We start from the raw sequence: 22,104 nt of genomic DNA on the forward strand, positions 1-22,104 counted from the left end.
GTTTCTAAATGTAGCACAAGATTGTTAGGGCTTTGTGCGGTTGAAGTAATGTTAAAAAAAACGTAGCAATTTGACAGAGACGAGGGGAAATGCGAATCACCACTGAACTTTATTGGTAACGTAAATGCCCAGAGTTGGTTATCAGTTCCGACTCTGGGCATTTACCGTGTCATTTGAAATTTAGAGAATTGTTACTTGGCAGCAGTCAGGTAGTTGGCCCGGAGTTGCTTCAGTTGGGTGTTGGTTAAACCAAGACCTTTGTGTAGGAAGTTATCCATGCTACCGTACTTCGTGTTAACGGCCTTGTACATCGTGTTCAGGTAAGCCATCTTGACGCCATTTTGCGCCTTGAAGTTAGCAACGACGGTTGGTGTGACCGTCTTGCCATGTGCCTTCCAACCGGCTTCTTGCTTCTTCAGGTTTTCCTTATTTGTTTTGGCCAGGTATGTATTGGATTTTAAGTAATCCTTTGCAATGGCCTTCTTGTTGAAGTTCAGTGCGGAGAGAACCAGGACAGTTCCCATGCCAGCGCGGTCCTTACCTGCAGAACAGTGCCAGAGAACAGCTTTGTTCTTAGGATTCTTCAGTAATTGGTGGAACAGTGACTTGTAGGCTTTACGTCCCTGTGCGGTGGTGATGGCATCGTGGTAGGACTTTTTCATCATCTTATCGCCGGCGTTCTTCTTAGAGAAGTCGGGGAAAGCACCGAAGGACTTAAAGACGTTGGCCTTGACTAACTTGACGCCCTTCATCTTAACGTCGGGGCTCATCTTTTGCTCAACGACAGTCCGTAGATCGACATCGGTAGCAACGTGATAGGTCTTGACCAGTTTCTTTTGATCAGATTTGGATAATTTGGATAACGTGTTCGAACGAATTAAACGGTGGGCCTTGATCTTTTGGCCGTGGCCGTTCACGTAGCCCCCTAAATCACGTGCATTGGATGCACCTTGGAGCTTGATGTGGGTTGATGTGGACTTGACCGTCTTGGCTTTGGCCCGTTTAGTGGTTTGGGTCGTCTTGGCCTTGGCGGATGCCGTGATGGTTGACAAGGGTTGTTGCCAACCTAACGTGGTGGTCAATAGCAGGGCGGTGACTAAGGTACTCATTCGTTTATTCATTTTGTTAACTCCTCCTCTTGGCTTGGTACAGTATCTAGGATACTAAGTGGATGTAAAGGAGTGATGTTGATTGTGTAAAGATAAGGGACATCACTGTAATTGGCTATAATTACGGTTATGATAGCGGTTTACGCCGGTGTTGAGTGAGGGGAAGGTTAGGTCTTGCATCCGATGGCAAAATCCGGTAGGCTTAACAAAAAAATAGGGTTTGCCAGGAGGCTGCTGATGGATAAAATCGTACCAAGTTTGTGGTTTGCGGATAACAATTGTGATGAGGCCATTCACTATTACTTGAACGTCTTTCCCAATTCGTCATTGGACGCCGTGACGTATTATCCCGACGAAGAGCTAGATACACACTTCGAAGGGATGACTGGAAAGATTTTAACTGCCGAATTTCACTTGAACGGACAGAAATTCTTAGCGCTCGATGGTGGGCCAGATTTTCGGTTCAATGAGGCAATTTCGTTTACGTTGCCCTGTGCGGATCAGGCTGAGATTGACTACTACTGGACAAAGCTTTCCCACGTTCCTGAGGCTGAGCAGTGCGGCTGGGTCAAGGATCGCTTCGGAATTTCCTGGCAGATTGTTCCCCAGAATATGGATGAATTGACACGAACGCCGGCTCAAATTCAGGCGATGATGCAAATGAAGAAGATTGATATTGCGGCCTTGGTTGCGGCTAAGTAGCTAAATGTTTTGAAGTGTCGATGGCTGGTTAAATTGGCGTCGCCGGATGACGAGATTGAAGACTTCTGTCGCGCACATATTAGATATGATGATGTCCGGCAGTACTACGTGGATTTTTCGGTGCAACGTGAGAACTATGATCAGGCGATTCAGATATTAATCAATGGCCGAAAGCGCGGCCAGATTGATGGTCTGAGAGGATTGGTTCAAAAGTACAGTCGGCAATTGCTTGTTTTGTATAGCCAATTGAAGCGGCCAGAAGCTTATCGTCAAGAATTGTGGGATTTCGTTACAACGTATAGTCCAGCTGATTTAGACGCCTATCGGGAGTTGAAGGGGCTGTATTCGACATCGGATTGGCCGACGGAACGTGAGAAAGTATTGGCAGCCTTGCCCAGGCATGCGGATGTTGCGCAACTCTATGCTGAAGATCATTTGTATCAGCAGTTGTTGGATACTGTGTTGGCACAGCGGGGATTAATTGGTGTCCAGACTTACGAGAAGCTATTAAAGCCCAAGTTCTCTCGGCAGCTACTTCGTAAGTATGTGGAAGTTGCCCAGCAGATGGCGAAACAAACGGGTGACCGGCAGCGTTATCGAGATATCGTGAAGGTTCTGAATAAAATGAAGGCTTTTCCAATGGGAGTGAGCACGGCTGATCACCTCATTCAGGACTGGCGTGTAAAATACGCGCGGCGACCCGCGATGTTGGATGAATTGAAGCGGTTTGATGGTGTATAAATATAGAGATTAGTAAAGATCAAATTGCTGTTCGCTTAGGCTTGTTCTCAAGGCCTAAGCGTTTTTTGTAAGCGTAAAGGTTAATGCCTTTCTACAGAATACTGGTGCAGGGGTGTTTTAACCGACAAATCGGTGTTCTAAACAGATAGTATGAACTAAAATAATAGCTGATAATTATGCGTCTCTGGGTAGAAATATTCAGACCCTACACGTTTCCTAATCCATCAAGTAGCTAGTAGGAAGAATTGTTATCTTGCTTAATTTACTTGGATGGCATAGTATAACCATGTATAGAGAATTTTCGTTTAAAAGTAAGTAATCGACTGAGGAGAAGTCTGAGACGTTTCCGAAGGGAGGAACAAGATTTATGAAGTTGTGGAAGTTAATAATGACGGGGGTCGTTGCGCTGGGACTAGCCAGTGTGTTTGTAACGACACCAACACCTGTGACTGCCCAAGCCAGCGATGGTGTGAGCATTGATGGGGATTTTTCCGATTGGAAGTATGCTGATGTCGTTGAGGGGAATAATGATAATGCATTAGCGCTCAAAAACGATGGGCAGTATTTAGATATGTATGTCAAAATGGAGTACGGTGGTATCCCACAGAATGGTAATTATCAACTCACAATCGACGGGAAAACCTATTATCTGATGCCCAAAAATATGACTGGTAGCGTTGGTGCTGGTGAGGCCAAGGCATTTACCGTGGTTGCTGGTATCTATAGTAGTGGTGAGCAGTATAAAACCGTCGGATCGGGATATGTGTCTAATGTGAAGTCTCATAACGTTGCAGAATTTCGCGTTGATTTGACGAAATTGAAGCTCACACAGTCAGCTGATGGTAAGGTAGCATCCTTCATGAACTATGATATTGGTCGTAATCCAGCAAAGGCGACGATTAACTGGTCCGGTTCGGCGGATAGCAGTTCAAGTGTTGCTACTTCTGGTGGAACTATCGATGGCAAATCAGACGAGAGTTCTAAGGGAACGACACCGACTGATAGTAACGCTAATAATGACAATGATAATCTAAACATTAAGATTGACGGTAAATTTGAAGATTGGAAATACGTTGACTTAACGGAAGGTTACAATGGTTATACGGCAATGGTCAGTGATGGGGATTATGTTTATGTTTACGTCCAAATGAAGGGCAATGATGTACTCCCTGGAACTGGTGATTACAATTTTGATATAGGTGGTAAACAGGTTTTTGTTTCGACTAAGCATATGCCAAACAACGTCAAAGAGGGAGACGCTGAGCCTGTTTCCTTCATTGCTGGCAAGTGGAATGAAGGCGATCAGTACGGGACAGTTGGTAATGGATATTCTTCTACCAATAAAAAAGGACATAATATCCTCGAGTTTAGAGTTGATCTCAGAAAGCTCGACGTTTCCACAATGACCGGCCAAACCATCACTATGTACAACCCTAACATTGGGAACACTAAAGTCAGTGTTGCCGGTGGGTCAACCGGTCCCTATATCATTTCCGGAATTGGTTTAGCCATTGCAGGTCTGGGCTACTTGAAATTCAGAAAGTCCGGTAAGGCCAAGCATAAGGACGACCCAACATTGACGAAGTAAGTAACTTTATGTGGTAGACGTTAGCGAATACCAAAGATAGTTAACAAAACAATTAATAGGACTGGTGTTCATGGACGTAAATATCCTAGTGGGAACGGTGGTGTGGCTATATGCCTTATCAGTATTGCGAAGAGCGCGACTCTCTGCCTTCTTCTTCATTGTCGGAAGTGCGGGACTCTTCTTCATTCTCACATCACTCAGTCATCCGTATTGGATCTGGTTCTTTACCCATGCTGTGATCCATGGGGTTGCACTATTTAGTGATATTACCCATTGGAGCACGATCATGTATCACACCGGTATGGTATATATTACGAACGGAACAAATCCCGTGATTATGTCAATTGACTACGAGTGTTCCGGTATCATCGAAACCTGCGCGTTTGTAGGGTTGGTGGTCTTCTTCCCGACCTATCATCGGCGTGAAAAAGTCTTTTACGCGTTATTCGGGTTGGTCTACATTTATGCCATTAATGTCCTGCGATTGTGTATTGTTATTCTCATCGTTCATTTCGGTGGTGGGCAATCATTTTTCCTGGCGCACTCGGTGATTGGCCGACTGGTCTTCTATGTGTTAGTCATTGCTCTGTATTACAATGTCTTTACCTATTCTCAATTAGCACGTGGGATCTACCGGGAGTTCATTGATTGGAGGCAAGATAAACTTTGATGTACTGGATTAATTTAGCCCTGACCAAAATGGGTTTCTGGATTACTTGGGCCCTGATTCCGATCGTGGTTGAAATTATTCCAGCACTCATTTCTACCTTTAAGTTAATGCGGATGCGGCGTCATCAGAAAAAGCTGACGCCGCCAGGCAAGTGGCCTTGGGTCACGATTATTGTTCCGGTCTATAACTCGGAGGAAACGCTGTTTGAGTGTATCCAATCGATTAACGACCAGACATATCCGAAAAGTGCGATGCAAGTAATCTTGGCAGATAATCAGAGTACGGATGGCAGTTTTGGTGCTTATGCCAAGGCACAGAACACTTTCCCAGAATTGATCTTGCGGTACGTCAATACGGATAAAGGGAAAGCGCGAGCGCTGAACACAGCCATCTACCAGAGTATTGGTATTTACGTTATCAACATTGATAGTGATGGCTTACTAGAAGCTAACGCTGTGAAAAACATGGTACTGCAATTCGAAAATGATTCTAGTATCGCTGCCATGACCGGCGCCATTCTACCTCAAAGAGAATTGGTCAAAGGTGTTAAGGGCTGGGGACACAGAATTCTAGCCAAAAATGAATATTATGAGTATGCACAGGCTTTCTTGTCTGGCCGAACCATGGAAGCCGCGCGTGATCAGTTGTTTACGATGTCGGGGGCGTTTTCCGCCTTTCGCCGAGAGGTTTTGATGGAAACCTTTCTCTACGACATCGATACGATTGGTGAGGATACGGATATGACTTTTCAGATTCGGACGCGGCTGGGTAAGAAGGTTGTCATCTGTGCGGATGCCATCTTTTATGTCGAGCCAATTTCTGGCTTATCAGAGCTGTATGCCCAACGACAGCGGTGGCAGCGAGGCGAACTAGAGGTTACGGAAAACTACATGAAACGATCAGCCGAGCTGAAGGGCTTTTTTAAGAACTTCTTGGTACGGCGTATGATTATTGACCATACGTTTACGTTTCCCCGGATGATCTGGACCTTCGCAAGTTTTGCGTTAATTGCCTTTGGGTATTCGCCACTGGTTATTCTATTGTCTTACCTGGTGATTTATGTTCTTTACGTCTTTGTTGCCGTCATTAATTTTGCCAGTGTGATTCTCTTGATGCACGAATATCCCGATGAGCAGCGCTTTTACAAGCATTTGTGGTGGGTGACGATGACGCTTCCCATCTACATGTTCATCTGTTCGTGGATTCGATTGATTGGAATTATCAATGCCATGACCACCAAGGCTTCATGGCGGATGCGCGGTTTTGGCGAAGAGGGAAGCCGGGTAATGGCAGTGTTACGCGACGATGTCGAAACAATTCGCGAGCAGCGCCGTAAGGACAGGAGAGGAAAATGAGTGATGCAGAAACAACGGACTTATAAAATCAAATCATATGTTAATGCTAGCCATGCCGTTCGCTGGAAGTCAGGGACTGGGAAGAAGCATAATCATACTTGGGAAATTGTGTGTGAACTGCACGTCTTTGAAGGGATGGTTTCCTTTTTTGATATTGAGAAATCTCTGAATACGGCGATTAATGAGTTGTCGGGTAAGTATTTGAACGATTTGCCTGAGTTTCGGGTGATTAATCCGACCGTTGAAAACGTGACGGAGTATCTGTTTAATGAAATTGACGGGATTCTGCAGAAAAATAACGCGGTTCTCTTACGGATTGAAGTCAGCGATTCGCCAACACGGTCATATTGTATTGATATCACGGAACGTCAATTCCCATCTCAAGCGGAAGTAGAAGCTGGCCAGAACAATCAGGAAGATGCTCATGCGTAGGTTTTATAATTTCAGTCAGGCAGTGATCAACCTTTTTTGGAAAATCCTTTTTTTCCTGACTCTTTTTTTTGCGTTCACATCACCCAATATTATTCTGGGGGATAATGCGACATTCGGAACCAGTACAACGATGCTCACGACCGGGCTAGTGATTGGGATTGTCGCAATTTTGGTGATGAACTACGCGTATCCACGGATTCACGCTTGGCTTTACCGCGTCTTCGTTACGGAACAATTGCGAACGGGGCGTTTACTCCTACTGATGATACTCGCCGGCCAGATTTTCTTCGTGTTCTTCGTCCATCCTAACAGTGGATTTGACTCGGGGATGTTACTCCATACGGCGACTGATCCTAACAGTGTATATGATCCGGATGTTACATCGTACTTTAGTCTGAACGTCAATAACCTGCCGATTATGCTGTTCATGCACTGGATATCGACGACCTTTAACCAGACAACCTGGGAATTTTTTGATTTTGTCACTTTATTTTTTGTTCCTCAATTGTCAAATCAAGTGCAACACTAAGAATCTATTCTTAGAAGTGGTCTAGTTGCTAAGCTAGTTCAGGCATTAGATCGGCTGGGCAACGATAGTTTAATGACCGCCGCAGCCGGTTGTTTAAGGTATCCTGAGCCAGCTGAATATCAATGAGTGAGGCCAAAACCAAGGATCTACCCTTCGGGAAGAACTCGCGCAAAAGGCCGTTAGTGTTCTCATTGGTTCCGCGTTCCCATGGTGAATAAGGATGGGCAAAGTAGATGTCCGTTCCCACCACTTGGCTCAAGCTTGAGAACTCGGCACCGTTATCAAAAGTAATGGTTTTAAAGTACTCAGTTCCATAGTCATATAAGGTGTTCTGGAGGGCTTTCAAGCAAGTGTCGGCATGATAATTGGGAAGTTTAACGATGATTTCTAAACGACTAACACGTTCAGTCAAAGTCATTAATGCTGGCTCAGATTCAACTCGTTTACCTTTGACCAAGTCACCTTCCCAGTGTCCAAGCTCTTGACGTGCTTGAACCACAGTGGGACGCTCTTCGATTGAATGGCCCAGATTCTTCTTATTGATTCGGTGATGCTTTGTTCCGGGACGTTTGACTCGGCGACGGAGTTTAGCTGGTAGGTCTGAATTACGGATAGTTAAACGCTGGTCATCAATGTATCGATACACCGTCGGTGTTGAGGGACAGACAACTCCTGGGTAATTAGTCTTGAATTGGTGAACAAAAGTATCCACACTATGCATTCTGGGGCGAGCTTTTAAAGCTGTAACCAAAGCATTACAGAAGGTTTGACAGTGATCAAAGAGTCCACGATAACAGCTGTTTAGCCGGTGCTTACGATAAACTGCTTCGCCAGTTTCCGCCAGATATGACTGTTCGAAGATACGAGTATTAGCGTTAATCTGTGTTGTTGTCCCCCGTCTTAATTCACGCGAAATCGTACTGGGATTACGATGAAGAGCCTTGGCAATCCGGCGGATGGACCAATCTAAGCCCCTTAGGGCTTCAATTCGACCACGTTCAGCTAAATTGAGTTGGTGATACTGATTAGATATGATATTCTTAATTCGGGTCATGAAGATACCTCTTTCTTGTTTGTGGTGAATTAAGAATAGGTCTTCATGGCCTTTTTGACTAGTCTGAATAAAGAACTGGTCTAGTAGAGCAGGTGTTGCACTTCAATTTTAAATCGAGGCTTTATTTTTTGTTGATTTATCCGCAATTTTTAATTTGTTGAGTGTACGTATTTTGCAGAAACGCGCTATGGGAACAGCCATGTACATTCAGGCCGCCTGGTTGGCGGTTTTTCCCACGATTATCATGCCCTATACTGATGCGTGGGGGCTACCACTGGTTTCGTTTTATTTACTCTGTTATTTCGCCGTCCGGAAGAGCGACCTACATTCACTAATTCGTGTGGCAGCGGCTACTGGCTTTGGTATCAGTGTGATGCTGACGTATTTCATCAAGCCATCATCAATTATTCCGGTGATTGCCATTGTCATCATGGAAGCGCTGATGGCATTGGATCGGCATAAAAGTATCAAACCGCAGCACTGGTTCGTTGCATTAGCGATGATGCTGTTTATGTGCGAAAGTGCCTACTACACCTATCAATATGTGAATACCCGGGTGGAGAATCAAACCTACATTCAAGTTGATAAGTCACGGGCAATTCCGGCCATTCACTTTATGGCGATGGGGGTCTACGGCCAAGGTGGTTACAGTTGGTGGCAAGCTGTTGAAATGACTTTTCTGCCAACGAAGCAACAGAAGACTGATTATTCGGTTATGATGCTAAAGAAACGTCTGAAAAAATTAGGACCAACGGGTTATCTGAAATTCTTGGTTAAAAAGCAACGCAATAATACAGCGGACGGGACCTTTGGTTGGCTGAAAGAAGGACACTTCTTCCTGGAGAATCAAAAACCCAATAATAAAGGAATTACGAATAAGCTTAAAAACTTTATCTATCTTTACGGGCGCCATATCGCCGATTTTCGATTTGCGGCGCAGCTGTGGTGGGTAACGTTGCTTGCAATTATTGCTCTTGGATTTGGTCCACGGTGGAGTGTTATTCAAATCTTACGATTGTCGATTGTTGGTGGTTTCATGTTCCTGCTCCTATTTGAAGGGGGCCGGAGTCGGTATCTGATTCAGTATCTACCCTGTTTCTTGCTTCTCTCGATTCTGTCCTTTGAGCGGGTTGTGGTTAACGTTAAGCGGCTCACAGGATGGTATGAGGTGAAGGTTGATGAGGCGGCAGCGGCTGACAAGAGTAGTTAGCCGCAAGGAAGTTTTCCGAACGCGGTCTATACCATAACTATAGCATGGTAAGTGATAGTCGTGTGTAAAGTGTTTGTAAAGGCCTTGACTATCAACCGAAAAGCCCAGTCTATCAGCAGTTGTGAGGGAAAATAAGTATATGATTTCAGAAAAGGTCAAGTCGCTGATGGACTTGACCTTTTCTTGTGAGTGAAATTTCTGGCGGTGGGATTAAGAGGGAGACTAATGATGGTGTGGGCATACATTAATGGGGAATTAGTTAATATGAAAATTAACTACGCATTCGAAAATGTTTATATAATTCAGCACTTTAGCATTTCTGGTTATTCTATTGTGTGAACTGAAGGATTACTATTGTGGTATGTATCATGGAATTGGTGTCGTTTGGCAAGCGAAAGTTTGACTAGTCAAACTCACCGTTGTTAAGTTGCTAAGGAATAGACACATTACTTATTAAAAGAAGAAGGTTTATTAATGACTTGGTCTCATTGGCAGGTGCCACCGTTTACCACCAGTGTTTTCTTTGTTCTGGGGGTTCTGACGCTCTATTGGGTGACCTATAATTGGCTGATTTCTTGGACCCATACCCGTCGACTCAATGTTACAGATGAGACGGTCAATACCTGGTACGGCCTGATTTATATGGTCTTTTTTGCGTTTGCCATGCAGTCGTTGATTGTGGGGCAAAGTGATTCTTGGCAATTCATGAACTTTGAGCTAATTGCCGTGACATTTTGTGCTTTTTTTATTAATATCCGTATTTCCTATTACCTGTTATTCCCTATTGGCATTGTCTTCATGGTCTTTAACGGATCGCTGGGGTCCTGGCAATCCTGGGGACACTCGTTAACGTTGATGGGCTTCTTTATCGTTCTAAATATCATTCATATGAAGCTGCAGGGGCGACGTTGCCTGATGGTCTATTATCTCGCAACGGTTATGAGTTTTGGCGCGTTACTCTGGTTCTGGATGAAGTTAAAATTCGATTTTTCGTGGCTGACGATGTGGCAAGAGTGGGTGTACCTCATCATCTTCGAAATTCTGCTCTACATTTATGTTTCAATGCTTTCTCACGACAGCGAGATCAAGCTTCAGTTGGCGAAGTATGCCACTCACGATGCACTGACAAAGACGAATAATTTTGCCGCCTACACGGAAGACATGGAAGATTTATTTAATCAGAGCACTCAAAATGGCCAGCCATTATCCATGATGATGTTTGATATCGATCACTTCAAGCATTTCAATGATACGTATGGTCACTCAGTTGGTGACTTGGTTCTGCGGCGGGTTACCGACACCGTGCAGACAGTTTTGGCGGCTAACGACGCTAATATTAAGTTGTACCGAACCGGTGGGGAAGAATTCAATATTCTTTTTCCCAATTACGATGTGGCGACCACGAAGGTAATCGTGGATGAAATCTTTGCGGCAATTAATCACCTAGAGATTCCTACGAAAGATGGGATGGTTGCGTTATCGATTTCGGTGGGAGTCTCGGCAATTACGACTGACGATAAAGCGCCTATGGACTTTTACAATCGGGTTGACCGCAACCTCTATCATTCTAAGCGTCACGGGCGAATGCAGATTACCGTGGGTTAGATATTTATTAAGTTATAGAAATGACTTGACTGCTATTCTGAAAAATTCTCAGTAGAAGCTCATTTGTGGGTACTTTTGAGGGTTGACGACGGGTGGCATAATGGAAACATGGTTAAGCGCAATGGCAGTCTTTCCGCTGTCGCTACGATTTAGCCGGGCTCTGAACTTGAAAGCGTATAAAGCTCCAACTCCCCAATAGTGTCAGAGATGTTGTCTGGAAGTGGCTGATTCTGCCGATGGAATCAGCCATTTTTTTGTCGCGACCGCTGCTGTTAGTATGATTCTGACATTTTGTCAGAAACTTCTCTTATTAACTTTGTATATAGAATGGGACTTGTCTCGTATGCTGAAGTCATAACTATCAGGAAACGGGTGAATGTGATGATGGCAATTCAACTTGGCATGCTATTGGTTTCGGGCCTGATCAGTATTCTAGCAAATTAGACGGAGGATAGAAGCCGTACCGATGCGTGTTTCCAATCTTCATGAAGTTATAAAAAATGGTCGTACCCAGCTGGGGGTGCGACCATTTTAGCTTCTATTCTGCAGTTAATCGCTGCATTAACGTTACATCGTTCAAAATATCCTGTAGCGTGATCTTCGCCATCTTCGCTTCTGCGGCGGCCTGAATCTCTTGGTAATAGTGGGTTAGCACCTTTGGAACAGTTTGGCCGACCGGGCAATTTTGTGAGGTGTGGGTGTCTACGTTGAGCAGGGGAGCCTGCCCAGGCAGGGTGGCATAAATGTCACGGAGCGTGATTTCTGCCGGATCATGCGCCAGGGCGAGCTGAGTAGGTCCGTGGGTTGGCGCCAATAGACTGCTCCGCTTGAGATTGGCCATGATCTTGCGAATCAGGCTCGGTGACGTTTCTAGACTGCTAGCCATCTCCTGGCTGGTGATCTTCTTCCCCTTGAAGTAAGCAATGTAGACCAGCACGTGGATGGTATCGCTGAATTGTGTATTGGCCATGAACGGCCGCCTCCCTTTTGTATTTCTGTATCTTATTTTATAACAGTTTAGATGAAAAGTCAGGTAAAATCGCTTTTTATTTTCTTTAATCCAATGTGTTGACAATTGTAGAGAAATGGATTAATCTTATAACTGTACTTAAAACTAATACAAAAATTAATCAGGGGGTCTGCATTATGGCAGCAATTACGATTTTTGGTAAAGGAAACATGGGTCAAGCAATCGGTGACGTTTTCACACAAGGTGGCAATCAGGTCAGCTTCATTGATTCGAAGGATCCCGTTGAAAACTTAGGCGATATCGTTGTGCTCGCCGTACCTTACAACGCGGCCCTCAGCATCGCTAAGGTTAACCAAGCCGCATTGGCTGGTAAGGTGGTCGTTGACATCACTAACCCACTGAACTTTGAAACCTGGGACGAATTGGTCGTTCCCGCTGACAGTTCCGCCGCTGCACAAATCGCTGCTGCATTGCCAGATTCTAAGGTCGTTAAGGCCTTCAACACGACGTTTGCGGCAACGTTACAGAGTCGTCAAGTTGGCGATCAACAGACGACGGTAATGGCTGCTAGTGACGATGCCGCTGCTAAGGAAGCCTTGGCTGCTGCATTGACTGACAGTGGCGTTGCTTTTGTCGATGCCGGTTCATTGAAGCGGGCTCGCGAACTGGAAAGCTTCGGTTTCTTACAAATGACCTTGGCTGCTAGCGAAAAGATTGGCTGGACTGGCGGCTTTGCGGTTGAAAAGTAAGCACCTTTCAAAATAGCTAAAGAGTAACTAAACGGCTTGAGCCGGATAAATGGGGGACGATCACAGTGACTTTGTGGTCGTTTTTTTGTTACAAAAAACACGCTGGATGCTCTTCTGAGAGGGCACACAGCGTGTTTGATGCTATCTATAGTTTTAGTCGATGACAACTAAGGACTTGATTGCCTTACGGTCGGTCATTGCTTGGTAGGCATCATTGATGTCAGCCAACTTGAACTGTTGGTTGAAGACCTTACCGGGGTGAATGTCGCCATCTAAGACGGCCTTCAACAGTACGGACTTGTCGTAGGTCGTCACGGAAGCGGGACCGCCGGCAATGATCGTGTTGGTGTAGAAGGAGGTGGTCATGTCCATCTTAGGTTCATGAGGCAGGCCAACCCGACCCACGATAGCACCCGGACGGGCAACCTTCATGGCTGTGTCGTTAGACAATTCTGTTCCGACGCATTCCAAGACGGCATCGGCACCGGCACCATTCGTTAAGGCCTTGACCTTGGCAACGGCATCGTCGCCCCGTTCAGCTACGATATCGGTGGCACCGAATTCAATGGCTAACTTTTGACGATCTTCGTGACGACTCATGGCGATGATCCGCTTGGCACCGCGCATTTGTGCGGCGATAACCCCACAGAGACCCACGGCACCATCGCCAACGACAACGACCGTATCGCCAGTCTTGACGTTAGCAACACGAGCAGCGTGGTAACCGGTCGCCATGACGTCGGCTAAACTCAACAGGGAGTTTAACATGGCATCACTGTAGTCTTCTGGTTGACCAGGGATCTTGACCAAGGCCCATTCGCCGTGTTGGAAACGAATGTATTCGGATTGGACGCCATTACTAAAGTTGTCGGTATGGTTTTGGCACACACCATCAAAGCCGGCACGGCAAGCGGCACAGTGACCACAGCCATGGGTGAATGGGGCGATAACGAAGTCGCCGGGCTTAACCGTCGTAATGTCGCTACCGACTTCTTCAACGATCCCGATAGCTTCGTGACCGGAGTTCTCGGAGTGAGCGGCCTTGTCTTCTAACCCGCGGTAAGCCCACAGGTCGGAACCACAGACACAGGTGCGGACAACGTGGATAATAACGTCATCGCTGGCTTGAATCGCTGGTTTTTCAATGTCTTCAACTTCAACTTTTCCAGGTTCCATAAAAATAGTGGATTTCATTCTTAGATAGCCTCCTAGACTTATATACAGAAATTGTAAGCGCTTTTGAGATGATTGTAAAGAATCCTTACTTAGTGGATAGTAGGGGACGGATTCGTCTAAAATCCGTAACCAACAGGCTCTAGTCTAAGCGGTTTTGGCTAGTCTGTCTAATACTCATAAGTTATTTTGTATTATAGCTTTTGGTTATGGGAGGGTTAGTGGTGCTAAGGACCCTAGGCGTTTTGAAAGAATCTAGTCGGGCCAAGCTTCAGTTAAAGTGGTGATTATTGGTGTGACCGCTGCAGTATTTGAGCGTAAATAAGTGGCGTAGACGGCAATATGTGCCTGCTCATCACTGATTGGAATTCGCACGCGACCATCTTCCGGCGTTGGCTTGGGAAATTGGGAATCGCTGTTTGAAAGATTGCTGCTGAAGTAGGGGAAGTCAGCGTATTTGCTAATCTCCTCGAAGGCCTCTCGTTGTTCTTGGTAGAGAAACTTAGCATTGGGAATAGCGTGCTGGATCACGGCCCGCCACGGCCCAATATCGGTCAGCACTAAAAAACTCAGATTTTTGAGTTCGTTAAAGGTAATGCTGGATTGATTGGCTTGATACATGAAGCGATTGAGATTGATTGATAAGCGCTCATTGCCGAGATAGCTAGAGGTGACCGTTGAGGTTTGTAATGATTGTGAAGAAAACAGCAGACTGTAGGTATTATCGGTGAGTAGTGCTGTTGGATCGTCAGCGGTGATGAGGGTTTGATCAATTTTTATGGGTGTTGAGATTGTCGGGGCCACGTGGTTGATTAGCATTCGCGGTCCCGGAATCGTTGAGCCGATGGTCAGTATCCGTTGGTTGCGATCGTAGTTTTGAACCTTGGCAATTGCCTCGTGTTGTGCCTGCAACAGGGTCGTAGCTTCCCGAGCCGCTAACTTTCCCGTTGCCGTCAGCGTGATCCGATTTGGTTGGCGGTCAAAGAGCCGCACACCCCAATCGGTTTCTAGCTTCTGCATGCCGCGGGTCACGGTTGGTTGGGTGACATTGAGTTGACTGGCCGTTTTTGCCAGAGTTCCTGTTTGCGCAAAAGTGACAAGTTCTTCTAAGAGATAGTTGTCAAGCATAGGTCGTCCTCCTCAGGCGTAGTATACGATGTCTGTATACTAGCATGCTCAACTGGTAATTTTCAAGCAGACCGTTAGCGGTTATAGTAAAGACATTCAGAACAGGAAAGGTCGATGTGTTTTATGACAGATGTACCAATGATCACTTTAAATGATGGCAATCAGATGCCGCAACTTGGCTTTGGTGTCTTTCAGGTTCCCGATTTAGCGGAATGTGAGGCTGCCGTCACGACTGCGCTGCAATCCGGCTATCGCTTGCTGGATACGGCCACGGCTTATCAAAATGAAGAGGCCGTTGGTCGCGGCATCAAGGCGAGCGGCGTTTCCCGAGAGGACATCTTCGTGACGTCCAAGCTGTGGGTTTCCGAATTCACCTATGACCGGGCTAAGCAGGGGATCGATGCTTCCTTACAACGATTAGGCCTGGATTATCTCGATCTTTACCTGTTGCACCAACCCTATGGTGATACGATGGGGGCTTGGCGGGCATTGGAGGAAGCCCAACAAGCCGGAAAGATTCGGTCGATTGGGGTCTCTAACTTCTACGCCGATCAACTGAAAAACTTAGAATTGACCATGACGGTTAAGCCCGTCATCAATCAGATTGAAGTCAATCCGTGGTATCAACAGCCGACTGAGGTGACCTTTAGCCAGGATGAAAATATTCGGGTCGAAGCCTGGGCCCCATTTGCCGAGGGTAAGCATGACATTTTCACTAACGAAACGATTGCTCAAATTGCGCAGGCTCATGGCAAGTCCGTTGGCCAAGTGATTCTCCGCTGGTTATTGCAACGCGGAATTACGGTGATTCCCAAGTCCGTTCACAAGGAGCGAATGCTGGAAAATATCGACGTGTTTGACTTCGAGTTGACCGCTGAGGAAATGCAGTTGATGGCATCCCTGGACAAGGGTGAGAGCCAATTTTTCGATCACCGTGATCCAGTGACGATTGAACAGATCTTTGGGTCAAGTTTGCAAGCTTTAAAAGGAGAGAATTAACATGACGATTCCAACGATTAAATTGAATGATGGTAACGAAATCCCAGCGATTGGGTTTGGGACATTTCAAATTCCTAGCGATGGGTCCACTTATACGGCCGTTAGCGAAGCCTTAAAGATTGGTTACCGGCACATTGATACCGCCGTTGCTTACTTCAACGAGGCCGAAGTTGGTCGAGCCATCAAGGATAGTGGCATTGACCGGGACCAGATTTGGGTAACTAGCAAGCTTTGGCTGCAAGACTTCGGTTACGAACCAGCCAAGCGCGCGATTGACCTCTCGTTAGAAAAAATGGGATTAGACTACTTGGACCTCTACCTCATTCACCAACCCTATGGCGATGTTCCTGGCGCTTGGCGAGCGATGGAAGAGGCCCAACAGGCCGGCAAGTTACGGTCTATCGGGGTCTCCAACATGACACCTAAGATCTGGCGTAAATTTGTGCCACAATTCACAACTTTGCCAGCCGTGAACCAGGTCGAATTCAATCCTTACTTCCAACAAACGGCGATTCGTGAACTGATGGCCGCCGGGGATGTGAAGCTTGAATCCTGGGGGCCACTGGGTCAAGGTAATCAATATCTGCTGAAGAATCCGGTGATTACACAATTGGCAGCGAAGTACGGCAAGAATGCCGGACAAGTTATTCTGCGATTTGAGAATCAATTAGGGGTCATCGTCTTCCCGAAGTCGGTTCATGCCGATCGAATCAAGAGTAACCTGGATATCTTTGATTTCACGCTGACCGATGCCGAAATGGCAGCGATGGTTAAGCTGGATAAAGGTAAAGGCCAGCATGATCCCGATGCTCCTGGTGTCAAGGAAATGCTGTTAAATGCGTTTGACGTTCATGCAAACGACTAATAGGTTTGATGAAAATGCGGCCACTTGTGGTCGCATTTTTTTACTCGTAAGTCGTTGGAGCATTTACGTGACACGCTCACTGGTCAGCCGCTGGCTGATCACAGTGATGTGTTCGTTGTCTATGCCATTGATGAAGATGCTTTGATTTTGATTGGTCTTAGGTTCGGGTCGCATGATCGCTTGTTTTCTGAACAAGATAGTTCCGTTAAGTTTCACAGACCATAACAGTAGTTTTATCAATCGGGTCGCCTGGCAGTTACGGGCGGCCTTTTTATGTGGAATCGGGGGGCCACACCAATAAACTCGGTTAATTTCCCATCAGATTTGCTATAATTGGAAGGAATGGGTTATAGAGCTGTGGAGGGAAACATGAAAAGTAAGGACTTTAACTTAAAAATTGAGAGCGTAAAATATCTTGTGTAAATGCATAAAAGATTTCTGAATTGTATAGAAATAGGGAATGCCTTCCCTTATGATATTTAGTAACCACAGAAAACATCACAGGAGGCATTCCCCATGAATGAACTTACCACAGAAATTATCGCTGCACTAGCCCAAAAGCAAGATTTGGACGAAGTTTTTCGTCACCACCTCGAAATTGCGATTAACCAGCTGCTTCAAACCGAATTGGCAGAGTTTTTGGGTTACGAACGCTACTCATACGCTGGGATTAACACTGGTAATAACCGCAACGGCAGTTATGAGCGCTCGTTTGATACGAAGTACGGCCAACTTAACTTAACCATTCCTCGAGATCGCAATGGCCGGTTTGAAAATCATACCTTGCCAGCCTACGGTCGGCACAGTGATAATTTAGAAACAACGGTCATTCAGTTGTATACCAAGGGAATTACCACTGCTGAAATTGCCGAACTCATTGAGAAAATGTACGGTGCTCACTACTCCAAAGCCACGGTTTCCAACATGACTAAAGCCGTCAATGAACAGGTTCAAGCTTTCCAGCAACGTCGACTGGCTTCACAATATGCGGCCATCTTCTTAGATGCCACTTACTTGCCGTTAAAGCGGGATACCGTTCAAAAAGAAGCCGTTCATATTGCGATTGGCATTCGTCCAGATGGTACGAAAGAAGTGCTGAACTACCAAGTGGCGCCAACGGAATCGACTGGAATCTGGACTGAACTGCTGGGAACCTTGATCAAGCAGGGCGTTAAAGATGTGCTGTTGTTTGTGGCCGATGGGTTAGTTGGTTTGGATGAAGGCTTGAATCGGCATTTCCCTAAAGCCAAACGACAACGTTGCCTGGTTCATGTTGGGCGGAATCTGATGAACAAAGTTCGCGTAAAAGACCGCAAGGCCGTGATCAGTGACTTTAAACAAGTTCATCGGGCCGCCAACCGTGAAGCAGCCGAACTGAAACTGAATGAGTTCGCCAACAACTGGCATCAGACCTATCCCAAATTAATCAAAGATCTGCTTAAAATGCCGAATTTACTCACTTTCATGGACTTTCCACCAGCTATCCGGCAATCACTATACTCCACTAACCTGATTGAGAACTTTAATAAGCATCTCAAGCGCACCACCCACCACAAAGAACAATTTCCAACGGAAGATTCACTGGATCGCTTCCTGGTTTCTCAGTTTAATGTTTATAACGAGAAGTCTCTGAAGCGGATCCACCGAGGGTTCAAAGGACTCCAGGACACCTTGGAAGCATCATTTATTTAAGTTAGATACATATTATATGTACGAAGGCATTTCATTTACACAAGATTCTTGACGCTACCTAAAAATTCCGGCGGACATCGGTGAGCAACTCAAACTAGAGGATGGGACGCCGGTTAAATTGGTCGTGAAACGCGATCGGTTAGTGGTCGAATTTGCCGAATCGCGGCGGCGCATTTTTCAAAATAAAATTATGTGGTGGCCGGTGATTATGGCCTTGGTGGTCAGCATTGGCTACTATATCTTCTGTCGGTGGCAGAATTTACGCCACTTAAAGCTTTCCGGGGATGAGTCGTTGGCAACGGCCTTAATCGTCACCGGAGTGGTGATGGGGACATTATTGTTTACGATCTTTTTCATCCGGGATCGGAACAATCCGCAGAATCGCTTTACCAAAAATATCTATTGGCGAAACTTTCCGGTAATCGTCTTGTCATTTGCCTTGATTCTAGCCTTGGTTCTGGTCGGAAGCATGTGGCTGCTGGGTGTGTTATTTAACGGCGCTAGCTTTGACCGGATTACATCGAGCATCATTATCTTTGTCTTTGGGGTGTTCATTAACCTAGCGATGATCTACTTTGCCCAGGCAGTGGATGCTGGCGTGTTGTCGACGGTGCTCACGCTGGTCATTATCAGCGGCGTGGTGATTTCGATGGCGGTGAACAACGAACGTTACTGGTGGCAGCACAACCTCAGCTTTCTAGGGACACGGAATGCCTCTAGCGGCTGGCAGTTCAATGCCACACTGATTCTGTCCGCGCTACTGATGATTGCGTTGATTGACTACTTATTCGTGTGCCTTCAGGAAAACTATCCGGTTTCCTTACGGTTAACGTTATTGCGTGTCTTACTGACGCTGACAGCTCTGAACCTGGGGCTAGTGGGAGTATTTCCTAACAACGTTTCCTCGCACATGTTGCATGATCAAGTGGCGAGTTTCTTGATTTACTGTGTTATTGCCCTGATTATTGGCGTCCGGTGGCTACTGCCTCAGATTACCAAGGAGTTTTTGTATCTTTCCTATGGTGTCGGGGTGGCCTTAGTTGTTGCGGAAGTCATGTTTCGTGGCATTGGGTACTTTTCCCTAACGGCGTTTGAAATGATTGCCTTTGTGATGGCATTTGGGTGGCTACTCATGCTGTTAGACCGCATCGAATCGCTGATCAACGTCGGAACTGAGAGTGAAATTCTGGCAAATTTAGAAGATTGAATACGGAGAGCCTGGGATAAAATCCTAGACTCTTTTTTAGGTGAATTTTATGGCTGAAAAGTCAGCCAGTTCTGCGTGCTATTTATGGGTGACGACGCTCAGCCGTTGGGGCATGGCACGAACCTTAGCGGCAGCGTGATCGGTATTGATCTGTTTTACAATTTCCGTCAAGCTCGCGGTCTTAGTCTGATCCTTGCGGAAGGAGTGGACAATCATGCTGTCATATAAGACGTGCTGGCTGTCCTTAAAGCGAAACCAATTTGGTGCGAGATTCTTGGCACTGTCCTGAATATGTTGGTCGGGCCACACCAGATACTTGGTTTGGCCGTTGCGCGGGTAAATCTCGACTTGCCAACCTAGCTTGAAGTCGGAGACCTCTTGCCAGCGCTGAAGCTGGGAATGCTTAACCGCAAAGTAGATGATGCTGCTGTAGGTGAGGGCCTTACTGTGTTGTAGGTCGTTGCGCGTCAATTTGGGCACAGCTGGTTTCTTGGACGGACGCTTAGCAGTAGTCGTGGCAGTTTGTGCAGGCCGGGCTGCGGTCAAGTGGGGAACCACTAATAAACCGGCATAGACGAGTAGAAGGAGCAAGACTAGACTGATGATTTTTTTCATAGAGACCATTCTTTCATCAATTTTTGGGTAAAAAAATGGCGGTTAAACACCTTGTGGGTCTAACTGCCATTATGGTAAATATTTATGTAATTGAAACTGCCGTTAAGCAGATTCGCTGGTTTAGTACCAGTGATGGCTTTGCCAGAAACGCTTGGCCTTGGTCCATGACCCGTAGCGATTGTTGACGTACTTGTTGGCGGTCTTTTCTTGGTTTGCAGGGGAGTAGTCACCATGCAGGTAAGACTTCAGTAACTGGTAACGACCGTAACAACGACCATTGCGGGCAGAGTAGTTAAAACTAGACTCGCGCTTAGCAACCCAGTTCTTGGCAGCTTTTTGCTTTTTTGACAGGCCGGCGTTGATCTTAGCAATCTTCTTGGCCTGACTAGCAGACACACGAGTAGAAGCCTGAGCAGTAGTTGTTTGTTCAGGAACTAAGCTGGATGTAACATCGGTCACCATGCCGAAGGAAAATCCAAATAAAAGTAAAAGTGTTGCAAATTTAGTTGTAAGTTTTGATTTCGACATTTTTTTAAATCTATCCAATCTGTTTTCTTAATACTTAACAGCATACCTGAGAAATATTGCAGTTTAGTTACTGTGTAGTTAAAAGCCCGTCACATTTGATTGCAGATTGTTGCAAATAGGGAATAATTGCCCGTAATCTCATCATTTAATGTGTATAACGTGGCTGAAAACGCTTAATGCGATTGGATTGTGGTGATGACTCACCAAGGCCGTTGATTAATGTCATGTTGAAATATGTGTGCGTAAGGAGAAACGGAATCAGTAACTATGACGCTCAGTTTATACGCTTTGTGGATATGATTTTCGGAATATTAATGTGGGTGGTGGTTAATGCAAAAGGCCAAAGTAGGTAATGACCACGGCGCCCAACACAATGCGGTACCAGCCGAATAGCTTAAAGTCGTTGTTGCGAATGTAGTGAAGTAGAAACTTAATGGCGAGGTAGGCCACGGCGAAGGATACGATGACCCCCGTCAGCAGGACGATGATTTGGCTCCCAGTAAACGTGTTTCCGTGAAGGAAGTACTTGAGGACTTTCAATAACGATGCCCCGAACATCGTGGGGATGGCCAGGAAAAAGGAGAATTCCGTGGCCACGAAGCGTGAGGTGCCAATCAAGATAGCACCTAGAATGGTGGCACCAGAGCGTGAGGTGCCGGGAACCATCGACAGAATTTGGAAGATCCCAATGAAAACAGCGAGTTTGATCGGAAGCTGATTCAAGTCGGTGAAGCGCGGCCGTTTGGTCCGGTTATAATTTTCAATCACGATGAATAGCAGTCCGTAGATAATGAGGGTGGCCGCAATCACTTGCCAGCTCGTCAGGTGGTCTTCCATCCAGTCGTTTAGGGGAAGCCCCACGATGACCGAGGGGAGCACAGCGATGATGACTTTAGCCCACAGCGTCCATGTTTGGCGGCGTTCTAGTACTGATTTACTAGGCGCCCAGGGATTGAGCTTGGTAAAATACAGGACGACGACCGCCATGATGGCGCCCAGTTGGATGACTACCATGAACATGTTGATGAAGGCGGTCGGTTCGTTTAATTTTACGAATTCATCGGCTAAGTAGAGGTGCCCCGTCGAACTAATGGGAAGAAATTCGGTAATCCCTTCAATAATGCCAAGGATGGCTGCTTTAAGTATGTCTAACACGATTGGTCTCCTTTTCCACTTGAGATTA

At 46.0% G+C, this 22,104-nt stretch carries 22 protein-coding genes; 14 read left to right on the forward strand and 8 right to left on the reverse strand.

The genetic code is table 11. The annotated features are described in order from the left end of the window. Positions 1 to 191 precede the first annotated feature (191 nt). Positions 192 to 1,121, reverse strand: a complete 930-nt coding sequence (locus ACEPSU_RS02605; protein WP_395322706.1) for a tyrosine-protein phosphatase — start codon at positions 1,119 to 1,121, stop codon at positions 192 to 194. Positions 1,122 to 1,346: 225 nt separating this feature from the next. On the opposite strand from ACEPSU_RS02605, the gene ACEPSU_RS02610 reads away from it, so the two are divergent. The 7 genes from ACEPSU_RS02610 to ACEPSU_RS02640 all read left to right on the forward strand — a co-directional run bounded on the left by ACEPSU_RS02610 (position 1,347) and on the right by ACEPSU_RS02640 (position 7,126). After that, positions 1,347 to 1,811, forward strand: coding sequence for a VOC family protein (locus tag ACEPSU_RS02610; RefSeq protein WP_395322707.1), 465 nt, complete (start codon positions 1,347 to 1,349; stop codon positions 1,809 to 1,811). 9 nt (positions 1,812 to 1,820) lie between these two features. After that, a complete protein-coding gene (locus ACEPSU_RS02615; protein WP_395322708.1) occupies positions 1,821 to 2,552 on the forward strand; it encodes a hypothetical protein in 732 nt (243 codons plus the stop codon). A gap of 367 nt (positions 2,553 to 2,919) precedes the next feature. Continuing rightward, complete coding sequence (locus ACEPSU_RS02620; protein ID WP_395322709.1) at positions 2,920 to 4,140, forward strand: Firmicu-CTERM sorting domain-containing protein; 1,221 nt, start codon at positions 2,920 to 2,922, stop codon at positions 4,138 to 4,140. A gap of 70 nt (positions 4,141 to 4,210) precedes the next feature. Continuing rightward, on the forward strand, positions 4,211 to 4,810 hold the full coding sequence (gene xrtG, locus ACEPSU_RS02625) for an exosortase family protein XrtG (protein WP_395322710.1): 600 nt from the start codon (positions 4,211 to 4,213) through the stop codon (positions 4,808 to 4,810). Next, the gene (locus ACEPSU_RS02630) at positions 4,810 to 6,165 is read left to right on the forward strand and encodes a TIGR03111 family XrtG-associated glycosyltransferase (protein WP_260339659.1); all 1,356 of its coding nucleotides are present in this window, start codon (positions 4,810 to 4,812) and stop codon (positions 6,163 to 6,165) included. Before xrtG ends, ACEPSU_RS02630 begins: the two co-directional genes overlap by 1 nt. Further along, positions 6,166 to 6,597, forward strand: a complete 432-nt coding sequence (locus tag ACEPSU_RS02635) for a 6-carboxytetrahydropterin synthase (RefSeq protein WP_395322711.1) — start codon at positions 6,166 to 6,168, stop codon at positions 6,595 to 6,597. Positions 6,598 to 6,727: 130 nt separating this feature from the next. Beyond that, the gene (locus ACEPSU_RS02640) at positions 6,728 to 7,126 is read left to right on the forward strand and encodes a hypothetical protein (RefSeq protein ID WP_395322712.1); all 399 of its coding nucleotides are present in this window, start codon (positions 6,728 to 6,730) and stop codon (positions 7,124 to 7,126) included. Positions 7,127 to 7,154: 28 nt separating this feature from the next. Here the strand turns inward: ACEPSU_RS02640 and ACEPSU_RS02645 are convergent, their stop codons facing one another. Continuing rightward, positions 7,155 to 8,180, reverse strand: coding sequence for an IS30 family transposase (locus tag ACEPSU_RS02645; protein WP_060463087.1), 1,026 nt, complete (start codon positions 8,178 to 8,180; stop codon positions 7,155 to 7,157). 112 nt (positions 8,181 to 8,292) lie between these two features. Between ACEPSU_RS02645 and ACEPSU_RS02650 the strand changes: the two genes are divergently transcribed. Then, entirely contained in the window at positions 8,293 to 9,390 is a 1,098-nt protein-coding gene (locus tag ACEPSU_RS02650) for a TIGR03766 family XrtG-associated glycosyltransferase (RefSeq protein WP_395323129.1), read from the forward strand. A 474-nt stretch (positions 9,391 to 9,864) separates the two neighbouring features. Continuing rightward, positions 9,865 to 10,995: a GGDEF domain-containing protein gene (locus ACEPSU_RS02655; RefSeq protein ID WP_395322713.1), complete on the forward strand. Its 1,131-nt coding sequence runs from the start codon at positions 9,865 to 9,867 to the stop codon at positions 10,993 to 10,995. A 538-nt stretch (positions 10,996 to 11,533) separates the two neighbouring features. Here ACEPSU_RS02655 and ACEPSU_RS02660 read toward each other — a convergent pair. Beyond that, positions 11,534 to 11,965: an Rrf2 family transcriptional regulator gene (locus ACEPSU_RS02660; RefSeq protein ID WP_260338920.1), complete on the reverse strand. Its 432-nt coding sequence runs from the start codon at positions 11,963 to 11,965 to the stop codon at positions 11,534 to 11,536. 176 nt (positions 11,966 to 12,141) lie between these two features. Between ACEPSU_RS02660 and ACEPSU_RS02665 the strand changes: the two genes are divergently transcribed. Continuing rightward, positions 12,142 to 12,714 (forward strand): NADPH-dependent F420 reductase, encoded by a 573-nt coding sequence (locus ACEPSU_RS02665; RefSeq protein ID WP_395322714.1) that lies wholly within the window; start codon positions 12,142 to 12,144, stop codon positions 12,712 to 12,714. A 153-nt stretch (positions 12,715 to 12,867) separates the two neighbouring features. Here ACEPSU_RS02665 and ACEPSU_RS02670 read toward each other — a convergent pair whose 3' ends face one another. Both ACEPSU_RS02670 and ACEPSU_RS02675 read right to left on the reverse strand, forming a co-directional pair. Then, positions 12,868 to 13,908: a zinc-binding dehydrogenase gene (locus tag ACEPSU_RS02670; protein WP_125701100.1), complete on the reverse strand. Its 1,041-nt coding sequence runs from the start codon at positions 13,906 to 13,908 to the stop codon at positions 12,868 to 12,870. Positions 13,909 to 14,142: 234 nt separating this feature from the next. After that, entirely contained in the window at positions 14,143 to 15,015 is an 873-nt protein-coding gene (locus ACEPSU_RS02675; RefSeq protein WP_395322715.1) for a LysR family transcriptional regulator, read from the reverse strand. A 123-nt stretch (positions 15,016 to 15,138) separates the two neighbouring features. On the opposite strand from ACEPSU_RS02675, the gene ACEPSU_RS02680 reads away from it, so the two are divergent. The 4 genes from ACEPSU_RS02680 (at position 15,139) to ACEPSU_RS02695 (ending at position 19,778) form a co-directional block, all read left to right on the forward strand. Continuing rightward, positions 15,139 to 16,014, forward strand: coding sequence for an aldo/keto reductase (locus tag ACEPSU_RS02680; RefSeq protein WP_395322716.1), 876 nt, complete (start codon positions 15,139 to 15,141; stop codon positions 16,012 to 16,014). A 1-nt stretch (position 16,015) separates the two neighbouring features. Next, a complete protein-coding gene (locus ACEPSU_RS02685) occupies positions 16,016 to 16,879 on the forward strand; it encodes an aldo/keto reductase (protein ID WP_395322717.1) in 864 nt (287 codons plus the stop codon). Positions 16,880 to 17,395: 516 nt separating this feature from the next. Next, a complete protein-coding gene (locus tag ACEPSU_RS02690) occupies positions 17,396 to 18,571 on the forward strand; it encodes an IS256-like element IS1310 family transposase (RefSeq protein ID WP_003561746.1) in 1,176 nt (391 codons plus the stop codon). 124 nt (positions 18,572 to 18,695) lie between these two features. Beyond that, on the forward strand, positions 18,696 to 19,778 hold the full coding sequence (locus tag ACEPSU_RS02695) for a DUF998 domain-containing protein (protein WP_395361589.1): 1,083 nt from the start codon (positions 18,696 to 18,698) through the stop codon (positions 19,776 to 19,778). Positions 19,779 to 19,856: 78 nt separating this feature from the next. Here the strand turns inward: ACEPSU_RS02695 and ACEPSU_RS02700 are convergent, their stop codons facing one another. The 3 genes from ACEPSU_RS02700 to ACEPSU_RS02710 all read right to left on the reverse strand — a co-directional run bounded on the left by ACEPSU_RS02700 (position 19,857) and on the right by ACEPSU_RS02710 (position 22,076). After that, positions 19,857 to 20,393 carry a hypothetical protein gene (locus ACEPSU_RS02700; RefSeq protein WP_395322718.1) on the reverse strand — a complete coding sequence of 179 codons (537 nt, stop codon included), beginning with the start codon at positions 20,391 to 20,393 and terminating at the stop codon, positions 19,857 to 19,859. 120 nt (positions 20,394 to 20,513) lie between these two features. Then, complete coding sequence (locus ACEPSU_RS02705) at positions 20,514 to 20,855, reverse strand: hypothetical protein (RefSeq protein WP_020090482.1); 342 nt, start codon at positions 20,853 to 20,855, stop codon at positions 20,514 to 20,516. Positions 20,856 to 21,248: 393 nt separating this feature from the next. Continuing rightward, entirely contained in the window at positions 21,249 to 22,076 is an 828-nt protein-coding gene (locus ACEPSU_RS02710) for an undecaprenyl-diphosphate phosphatase (protein WP_395322719.1), read from the reverse strand. Positions 22,077 to 22,104 lie beyond the last annotated feature (28 nt).

Source organism: Levilactobacillus parabrevis (assembly GCF_044051715.1).
In the GTDB taxonomy this organism is placed as follows: domain Bacteria; phylum Bacillota; class Bacilli; order Lactobacillales; family Lactobacillaceae; genus Levilactobacillus; species Levilactobacillus parabrevis.

Coding starts and splice junctions, on each gene's coding strand:
- ACEPSU_RS02605 (WP_395322706.1), bottom strand. CDS start 1,121: ATGAATAAACGAATGAGTACCTTAGTCACCGCCCTGCTATTGACCACC.
- ACEPSU_RS02610 (WP_395322707.1), top strand. CDS start 1,347: ATGGATAAAATCGTACCAAGTTTGTGGTTTGCGGATAACAATTGTGAT.
- ACEPSU_RS02620 (WP_395322709.1), top strand. CDS start 2,920: ATGAAGTTGTGGAAGTTAATAATGACGGGGGTCGTTGCGCTGGGACTA.
- xrtG (WP_395322710.1), top strand. CDS start 4,211: ATGGACGTAAATATCCTAGTGGGAACGGTGGTGTGGCTATATGCCTTA.
- ACEPSU_RS02630 (WP_260339659.1), top strand. CDS start 4,810: ATGTACTGGATTAATTTAGCCCTGACCAAAATGGGTTTCTGGATTACT.
- ACEPSU_RS02640 (WP_395322712.1), top strand. CDS start 6,728: ATGCTCACGACCGGGCTAGTGATTGGGATTGTCGCAATTTTGGTGATG.
- ACEPSU_RS02645 (WP_060463087.1), bottom strand. CDS start 8,180: ATGACCCGAATTAAGAATATCATATCTAATCAGTATCACCAACTCAAT.
- ACEPSU_RS02655 (WP_395322713.1), top strand. CDS start 9,865: ATGACTTGGTCTCATTGGCAGGTGCCACCGTTTACCACCAGTGTTTTC.
- ACEPSU_RS02660 (WP_260338920.1), bottom strand. CDS start 11,965: ATGGCCAATACACAATTCAGCGATACCATCCACGTGCTGGTCTACATT.
- ACEPSU_RS02665 (WP_395322714.1), top strand. CDS start 12,142: ATGGCAGCAATTACGATTTTTGGTAAAGGAAACATGGGTCAAGCAATC.
- ACEPSU_RS02670 (WP_125701100.1), bottom strand. CDS start 13,908: ATGAAATCCACTATTTTTATGGAACCTGGAAAAGTTGAAGTTGAAGAC.
- ACEPSU_RS02675 (WP_395322715.1), bottom strand. CDS start 15,015: ATGCTTGACAACTATCTCTTAGAAGAACTTGTCACTTTTGCGCAAACA.
- ACEPSU_RS02680 (WP_395322716.1), top strand. CDS start 15,139: ATGACAGATGTACCAATGATCACTTTAAATGATGGCAATCAGATGCCG.
- ACEPSU_RS02685 (WP_395322717.1), top strand. CDS start 16,016: ATGACGATTCCAACGATTAAATTGAATGATGGTAACGAAATCCCAGCG.
- ACEPSU_RS02690 (WP_003561746.1), top strand. CDS start 17,396: ATGAATGAACTTACCACAGAAATTATCGCTGCACTAGCCCAAAAGCAA.
- ACEPSU_RS02700 (WP_395322718.1), bottom strand. CDS start 20,393: ATGAAAAAAATCATCAGTCTAGTCTTGCTCCTTCTACTCGTCTATGCC.
- ACEPSU_RS02705 (WP_020090482.1), bottom strand. CDS start 20,855: ATGGTGACCGATGTTACATCCAGCTTAGTTCCTGAACAAACAACTACT.